This window comes from Puia sp. (assembly GCF_036500295.1).
Taxonomy (GTDB): domain Bacteria; phylum Bacteroidota; class Bacteroidia; order Chitinophagales; family Chitinophagaceae; genus Puia.
The window spans coordinates 1-7,732 of record NZ_DASYCH010000011.1 but is presented as its reverse complement, the minus strand read 5'-3'; the positions used below and the strand labels follow the sequence as shown (position 1 = coordinate 7,732).

Genomic DNA, 7,732 nt, shown 5'->3' with positions numbered 1-7,732 from the left:
CCAGGAATCCAGGTGTCCCCCCACCGTTATATACTGATCGGGAAACGCACTCCCCTTCAATTCCGCAATAACATTATGCGCCAGTGTATCGGGCAGCATATGCGCCCCCGTGCGCAGATAGACCGTGAGATTGGATGCCGCATTGCGTTCTATATCCGACGCAAGACGGTCCGCATCCCGGAGACCCACCGCGGCCGCAGGGATCTTCGGAAAAGAATCATTATAATTCAAAGACCCGGTATGCGGATTGTTATCGACCGACGAACTCATCGAGCGCACGAGCATCCCCACGGCGCCATACTTTGCGGCCCGGCTGGCGCCCGCACCCCGGTACCTTACGGCATCGCTATAAGCCTGAAAGGTCTCCACGAACAACGGGTTAAAAGGATAATTGTAAAAAACGATCTTGCCTCGCACCTCCTCCTTCCTCCTCTCCAACTCGTCAAAGCTCCGCACCATCATCACCGGCGCCAGTATCCCTTTCACACTTCCTTTCGCGATTCCCTCTTTCACACTTCCTCCGGAACCCTTCACCCCCCCATTCGTCCCTCCCCCCGCGGCCTGCCCATTCATCCCCGTCCCCACCGAGTTCCCCAACGCCAAAATATCAAGCCCATACTGCGTGACCGCCTTCCCCTTACTCCACAACAACGCCGCCGAATCCCGGCCTCCCCGCACCCAATGCGGTACCATACACTCCTGCAACCATACCCTGTCCGCCTGCGCATCGGCCAGCGCCTGCTGCCCCCAAACCTCCGCCTTATAGTAACCCGCACTCCCCGACAACCGCGCCCCCACCGTCTTGGTAAGGGTTCGCAAATTCATATACGCCTTCGAATCCGTCAAGATCGTGTCGGCCAACCGCCGGATCAATACCGAGTCATCCGCATTCTGACCAAAACCCGATCCGCCCGTCACTAAGAAAAATAAAAGCAGGTCAACTGCCAACCATTTACGGCCCATACATGTTATTTTCCTCTAAAGTAGTTCATCTAATTTGGTTTACCTTCGGCCTCATTAACAAATTTAATCGTACATATGCGGATAGGAATTGTTTGTTATCCAACCTTCGGCGGCAGCGGCGTCCTCGCGACAGAACTGGGAAAGGCGCTCGCCGATAAAGGTCACCAGGTCCATTTTATTACCTATCAGCAACCCGTTCGGTTGAACGAATTCAACGCCAATATCTTCTACCACGAAGTCCGCGTCAATCCCTATCCCCTCTTCGATTATCCCCCCTACGAAACCGCACTCGCCAGCACCATGGTGGACGTGATCGTCAACCACCAGCTCGACCTGTTGCACGTGCACTACGCCATCCCCCACGCGTCGGCCGCCTATATGGCCAAAAAGATCGTCGCGAGCCAGGGCCTGCACATCCCGGTCATCACCACCCTCCACGGGACCGATATCACCCTGGTCGGCAAGGACAAGACCTTCGCACCCGTAGTGGCATTCTCCATCAACCAGAGCGACGCCATCACCGCCGTTTCGGAAAACCTCCGCGACGAGACCTACCGCACCTTCCATATCGAAAAGGAGATCCAGGTCATCCACAACTTCGTCGACACAAGACGCTTTCATAAAAAACCCATCGACGCCTTCCGCAAGGTCATCGCTCCCAATGGCGAACGCATCCTCATGCATGCCTCCAATTTCAGAAAGGTCAAACGCGTACAGGACATCGTCCGCATCTTCGAGATCGTCCGCAAAAAGATCCCCAGCAAACTCATCTTCGTAGGCGATGGCCCCGAACGCGCCGGCGCGGAGATCCTCTGCCGCCAGCTCGATATCTGCGACGACACCCGCTTCGTAGGCAAACAGGAACAGATGGAAGAGATCCTCGCCGTCGCCGACCTCTTCCTCCTCACCTCGGAATACGAAAGCTTCGGCCTCGCCGCACTGGAAGCAATGGCCGCCGGCGTAGCAGTCATCTCCACCAACGCAGGGGGCCTCCCCGAGATCGCCATCCAGGGCCAGACCGGCTTCCTCGACGACGTCGGCGACATCCACGGGATGAGCGAACACGCCATAAAAATATTAGAGGATGATGCGGAACTAAAACAGTTCAAAAGCAACGCCGCCGCACAGGCGAAAAATTTCGACATCCACAAGATCGTCCCGGAGTACGAGGCATTGTACAACCGCTTCCTCGTCACCGCCTAACCCACACCCTCACCCGCCGATGAACGCACGCACGCCGGCGCTAAAGATATATACAATATCAATATATTGATCTGTATTGTCATTTTGCTTTATATTTATATCTCCGATTCATAGCCCTCAAATACCACACTGCCATGCGAAACGCTGCCATAGCCATCTTCTTGCTATTCTTTTTTAGCGCCTGCCCCTCCGTCTCCTTCTCACAACAACTTTCCGTAGAGATGCTGATCGTCGGCGGCGGCGGCGGTGGCGGCCGCAATGCCGGTTCCAATTCCAGCGGCGGCGGTGGCGCAAGCGCCGGTCAGGTCACCTTTTCAACGGCAAGTCTCTCAACATCCGATGTCCTTACAATAACGATCGGCGGCGGCGGCAACGGATACCGCAATTCCCCCCTTGTCAACCAGACAAACGGCAGCCCCTCTTCCATATCCGGCACACCCGGTACCTGGACAGCGACAGGCGGCAATGCCGGGGGCAACGGCACGGACGGCGCCCATTCCGGTTCAGGAGGCGCTTCGGTAAATGCCGATCTTTCCGGAGCCGGGGGAAGAGGCGGGATCGCAAACAATGGCAATAGTCCTTCCGGCTGGCCGGTCTCAGGAGGCGACGGTACATCGGCTTATTCCACCTGGGGCGCCGCCACCACAAGCGGCGAACTTGTTTCCGGCACCTATTACTATGGCGGTGGTGGAGCGGGCGGCAACTGGGGCGGGCAATCCGGGGGCGGCAATGCCCACGCCGGGGCCGGCGGCGGCGGCGGAAGCAACACCGATGCCGTGGCAAATATAGGCGGCGGCGGCGGCGGAGCCAACAGCAACGGCTCTTCCGGCTTTGCCCTCCCGGGCGGCAACGGCGGCTCGGGCATCGTCATCATCCGCTACCCCGGCCTGCCCAACGCAACCGGCGGAACGATCATCCAAAGCGGCGGCTATACCTATCACACCTTCACGGCCGGCGGCACCTTCATCGTCAACACAACGCTTCCGGTAAACTGGCAGTCCTTCACAGCCAAATACGCAGCGGGATCGGTACAGCTAAACTGGACCGTGTCACTGGAAAATAACAATCTTCAATATGAGATCGAACGCGCCGCCGACGGCATAAACTTTACAGCTATCGCATCCCTGCCAGGCAATGGCAGCACCAACAACGCAAGCGGCGACAACACCGGCACCGGCACTGGCACCGGCAGCGACAATGCATACCCCCGGCACTACACCTACACGGATCCCAACCCCTTCAGCGGACTTTCCTACTACCGGATCAAACAAACGGACCTGGATGGCAAATTCACCTACAGCAAAATCGTTTCAGCCGAAGCCAACAACAAACCCACGATCATCATAGGCCCTAACCCCTTTCTTGACCAGGTGCAAATATCCATCCCTGTTACACTGACCGGCAACGTCATCTGTCGGGTCTCCACTACAGACGGTGTCCTCCTGCTAAAAAGGCGACTCGCCTCCGGTTCCTCCTCGCTCAATATGCGATCGCTAAAGAGCGGGCTCTACCTGGTATCGATATGGAAAGAGGAGAACTGTATTTACGTGAAGGAACTGATGAAATAGCCGCCGGCCTTACTTGTGCTCCTCGCTTATTGATATAGTCAGTTCCCCCAAGTTCCTGTGGCGGGAAGATGCCACAACCGTCGGCTTTCGGCCAACCGGCACCGCTGCACAAAAGAAAGCGCGCGTCCTATCGGCGCAGCCATTTCTCCGGATCAAACCGATGATCCTTCTCATCCGACAGCACAAACTCAAGCTGCGCAATATCCCCAACCCGCCCAATGATCTGCCCCGTCTTCACCTGCTGACCCTTCGTAACCGAAACCGTCGACAAATTACTATAGGTCGTAAAATATTTCCCATGCCGGATCATCACCGCACTCACATCCCCGACGTTAAAAACGATCTGTACCTCCCCCTCATACACCGCCTTCACCGCACTCCCCGCCGTCACATCGATCGTCACCCCCAGGTTATTGTGCATGATCCCCTTTATATATTCATGCGGACCAAACGCCATGGACACCGTCCCGCTTACCGGCCACGGTAACTGCCCCTTATTCTTCTCAAACCCACCCGTCAAATGCAGGTCCTCCTCCGTATTAAAAACGCTCTTATTAGCCGACCGGATCGGCGTCAGCGTGGCAGGCTCAATATTCTCGGCCGGCCGCGACTTCGCCGTAGCAGCCTTCTCCGCCGCCCTGTCCGCAGCCGATGTCGCCGCACTCTTCTTCGCCGCCTCCCTGATCGCCAGATCCCTCGCCCGTTTGATCGCCGCCGCAATCGCGCCGCCCAACTTCTGGTCCTGCCGCTGCTTGGCCACCATCTCCTTCTTCAACTCCTTCTCCTGCGACTTCAGCTTACCCACAACCGCATCCTTCTCCTTCTTCTCGTCTTCCAGGATCGCCCGCTCTTTATTCTGTTTCTTCAATACTTCATCCTTCTCTATCCGCGTCACCTTCAACCCATCGATCTTCCCCTGCAACAGGTCCTGCGTCCGCCGGATATTCTCCGCCCGTTCCTCCCGGTAGGTCCGGTACGACTTCAGGTACTCGATGCGCTTCACCGCATCGTTAAACGATGTCGCCGAAAAAATAAAATTCAGAAAGTCATAGCTGCTCCGGTTCTTATAGGCAAAAACGATACTTTGACCATACTGCAGCCGAAGCGTATCCAACTCCCGGCGCAATTTCAGGATCTGCCGCCACGACTCGTTCATATCCCCCTGGATCACATTGATCTGCTCATTGATATTCCGGATGGCAGACTCCCGCAACCGAAGCCGCCGCTGCAAAAGGGCCAGTTGCCCAAGCGTCTCCCGCTTATTCTTATGCGTCTCGTCCAGCGACCGCTTTACATCCTCGATCTCCTTCTGAATGGCCGCCCGTTCCTTTTCAAGGTCGCTACGGCTCTGCGCCGGCTGCTGCGCAGCAGCAAATGCTACAACAAACAGTAGCAGGCCCCCCGTTAGTATCGTTTTCAGCATATCCCGAATTTAATTAATTCCAGCAATAAAGGCAAACCTACAACGCGGCTCATGGGGGTTATTGTATCAGCGAAGCATTTTTTTTCAGCACCCTTGCGACGCTCCCTTGTACGGCAGTGGGTCTGTTCGTCTTTTCCGATGCCGCTGAAGCGGCCCCTCTCACGTGCCGCTAACGCGGCTCCTGGTCTAATGTCTGTCCTTCGGACGACCACCCTCCGGGTGGTCAGCGTCGCTTATAATTTTTCGGAACCGAAAAAGAAAAACTTAACGTCTCGTTAAATTTGTATTGTTTGTAGCTAAACTCAATATCCACCTTCGACTTCTCGGCAACCGAGATCTTCCGGTACGTCGAAAACCGCATCGTATCCCGCTGCTCATAATCCCCATAGGTCAGGTCACAGGTCCGCACCCGCATCGGATCCGTATCATCAAGCTTACTATGCTGCATCGTCCCATCGGCATTCAAGGTCAGATAATTGGTAAACACACTCCCTGCCATGAACAGCGACAACCCCTTCTGCTCCTTCTTATAATAAAGTATCCGCGTCGTATCCAAAAAGATAGGATTCCCGATCAGCAAGTCCTGCAACGTCTGAAAATCAACCGGCAGATGCACCTCCTCCTTCAGATAGCTCACCGACCGGAGCCGCGCGATCTTCTTGATCTTATCCAGCACCTTCACACTGTCCGGGGTGATCAGCATCCGGATCGCCTCGATCCCCAACCCCGCATTCACCGATATCCAGATCATCTTGTCCTTCAAAATGTGTATGAACGCATTCACCTCATAATCCTTCCCGTCCCCCCCCTCATAATGCACTTTCATCCGCGCCGAAAACGTCTGAAAATCGATCCGGTATTTCGCCAGTTGACCCGTCGTATGGCGGATCAGCGCCACCGAATCCGCCTTCAGATCCCGCACAGGTTCCGGGGGAGCCTGCTCAAAACGAGTCGTATCCTTCCGCGTGCTCGGAGCCGCCATCACCTTCTGGATCTTCTTCGCCGACCGGCAACCCGCCACCACCCCGGCCAGGATCACCCCCCCGGCCAATGTCACCACCAAGGCAAACCCTGCTAAAAATTTATACATGCAAACAATGGTTATAATGGTAAAATCGTCTGTCCGTTCCGGTCACCTCCGTATTCCGGATCCCTAACTGTCCTCGATCTGGCTGTTCTGTACCGAAGCTAAAGCATCTGGCCGGGCTAATATCGGGGCAAGGCTATGCCTTGCCCGTATGCCCAAACCCTCCGGCATTCCTCGCAGTGGCCTCAATCTCCGCAACCTCCTCCCACCCCACCTGTACGACCGGCCCGATCACCATCTGCGCGATCCGGTCCCCCGCCTGCAACACCTGCTCCTCCCCCGATAAATTGATAAGGATCACCTTGATCTCGCCCCGGTAATCCGAGTCGATCGTACCCGGCGAGTTCACCACGGTAATGCCTTGTTTCGCCGCCAACCCGCTCCGCGGCCGCACCTGCGCTTCAAAACCAACCGGCAGCTCGATAAAAAGACCCGTCGGCACCAACTGCCGTTCCAGCGGCTTCAAAACGACCGGCCCCGCCAGATGCGCCCGCAGATCCATACCCGCCGACCCTTCCGTCGCATACTCGGGCAACGCATTCGGGGATTGATTGATGATCTTCACCTTGATTTTTGACATGCCGCAAAGCTAAGGGAAAAAAGGTCACTACTCCTTAGTCACCAGGACCGTCGCGTACGCCATTAAACCCTCCCCCCTCCCCACAAAACCCATCGCCTCCGTCGTCGTGGCCTTTATCGAAATATCCTCCGCGTCAATCCCAAGCCGGGCCGCCATCGCCGCCCGCATCTCCCCCGCATAGGACATGATCTTCGGCGCCTCCAGGCAAACGGTAGAATCGATATTCACAACCCGGTACCCCTTCCCCCGCACCAGCGCATACGTCCGCTCCAACAGGATCTTACTGTCGATGTCCTTATAGGCCGGATCGGTATTCGGGAAATGTACCCCGATATCCCCGAGATTCAACGCTCCCAGTAGCCCATCACAAACGGCATGTAAAAGCACATCCGCATCACTATGACCCAACCCACCCTTTTCCGACGGGATCCGCACCCCCCCCAGCCAAAGCGCACGCCCCTCCGCCAACTGATGAAAATCCACTCCAAATCCGATCCGGTATGACATAATCAATGGTATAAAAAAAGCGCTCCGGAAAACCCGGAACGCTCCAAAATTAGTTTAAAATCTTCTGCCCGCCGCAGTGTCTCAGTCCTGGCAAGATCCAGCCTGCCCCCCCAACAGCGGCAATCCGCTTCCCAACAGTGGCGCCTCTCTCCCAACAGTGGCAATTCGCCTCCCAACAGTGGCGCCCCCTCTCCTAACAGTGACACTCCCCCCCAACACTGGCAACCCCTCTCCCGGCCGTGGCAATCCCCCGGCCCTACGGCGTCGTAGTCGGCGCATTATCCCCACCACCATCCAGGTCGAACATCAAGCCAAAACGCAATGTATTCGACAACGGGTTCCGATTCGTCCCACTGCCCGAAGGCACCAGGTACGAAAAGTTTAACCCCATCACATTATAC

At 56.2% G+C, this 7,732-nt stretch carries 6 protein-coding genes and 1 pseudogene; 2 read left to right on the top strand and 5 right to left on the bottom strand.

Going from position 1 to position 7,732, the window contains the following annotated elements:
- Positions 1 to 963, bottom strand: a pseudogene (locus VGM48_RS04340) (hypothetical protein); the annotation flags it as partial.
- A gap of 75 nt (positions 964 to 1,038) precedes the next feature.
- On the opposite strand from VGM48_RS04340, the gene bshA reads away from it, so the two are divergent.
- Positions 1,039 to 2,166, top strand: a complete 1,128-nt coding sequence (gene bshA, locus VGM48_RS04335; protein ID WP_331576494.1) for an N-acetyl-alpha-D-glucosaminyl L-malate synthase BshA — start codon at positions 1,039 to 1,041, stop codon at positions 2,164 to 2,166.
- 134 nt (positions 2,167 to 2,300) lie between these two features.
- Complete coding sequence (locus VGM48_RS04330) at positions 2,301 to 3,734, top strand: glycine-rich domain-containing protein (RefSeq protein WP_331576493.1); 1,434 nt, start codon at positions 2,301 to 2,303, stop codon at positions 3,732 to 3,734.
- A 127-nt stretch (positions 3,735 to 3,861) separates the two neighbouring features.
- Here VGM48_RS04330 and VGM48_RS04325 read toward each other — a convergent pair whose 3' ends face one another.
- The 4 genes from VGM48_RS04325 to ispF all read right to left on the bottom strand — a co-directional run bounded on the left by VGM48_RS04325 (position 3,862) and on the right by ispF (position 7,331).
- Positions 3,862 to 5,157: a murein hydrolase activator EnvC family protein gene (locus VGM48_RS04325; RefSeq protein WP_331576492.1), complete on the bottom strand. Its 1,296-nt coding sequence runs from the start codon at positions 5,155 to 5,157 to the stop codon at positions 3,862 to 3,864.
- A gap of 223 nt (positions 5,158 to 5,380) precedes the next feature.
- On the bottom strand, positions 5,381 to 6,247 hold the full coding sequence (locus VGM48_RS04320; RefSeq protein ID WP_331576491.1) for a DUF4292 domain-containing protein: 867 nt from the start codon (positions 6,245 to 6,247) through the stop codon (positions 5,381 to 5,383).
- 133 nt (positions 6,248 to 6,380) lie between these two features.
- Positions 6,381 to 6,824 (bottom strand): dUTP diphosphatase, encoded by a 444-nt coding sequence (dut, locus tag VGM48_RS04315; protein WP_331576490.1) that lies wholly within the window; start codon positions 6,822 to 6,824, stop codon positions 6,381 to 6,383.
- Positions 6,825 to 6,851: 27 nt separating this feature from the next.
- Positions 6,852 to 7,331 carry a 2-C-methyl-D-erythritol 2,4-cyclodiphosphate synthase gene (gene ispF / locus VGM48_RS04310; protein ID WP_331576489.1) on the bottom strand — a complete coding sequence of 160 codons (480 nt, stop codon included), beginning with the start codon at positions 7,329 to 7,331 and terminating at the stop codon, positions 6,852 to 6,854.
- Positions 7,332 to 7,732 lie beyond the last annotated feature (401 nt).

Coding starts and splice junctions, on each gene's coding strand:
- bshA (WP_331576494.1), top strand. CDS start 1,039: ATGCGGATAGGAATTGTTTGTTATCCAACCTTCGGCGGCAGCGGCGTC.
- VGM48_RS04330 (WP_331576493.1), top strand. CDS start 2,301: ATGCGAAACGCTGCCATAGCCATCTTCTTGCTATTCTTTTTTAGCGCC.
- VGM48_RS04325 (WP_331576492.1), bottom strand. CDS start 5,157: ATGCTGAAAACGATACTAACGGGGGGCCTGCTACTGTTTGTTGTAGCA.
- VGM48_RS04320 (WP_331576491.1), bottom strand. CDS start 6,247: ATGTATAAATTTTTAGCAGGGTTTGCCTTGGTGGTGACATTGGCCGGG.
- dut (WP_331576490.1), bottom strand. CDS start 6,824: ATGTCAAAAATCAAGGTGAAGATCATCAATCAATCCCCGAATGCGTTG.
- ispF (WP_331576489.1), bottom strand. CDS start 7,331: ATGTCATACCGGATCGGATTTGGAGTGGATTTTCATCAGTTGGCGGAG.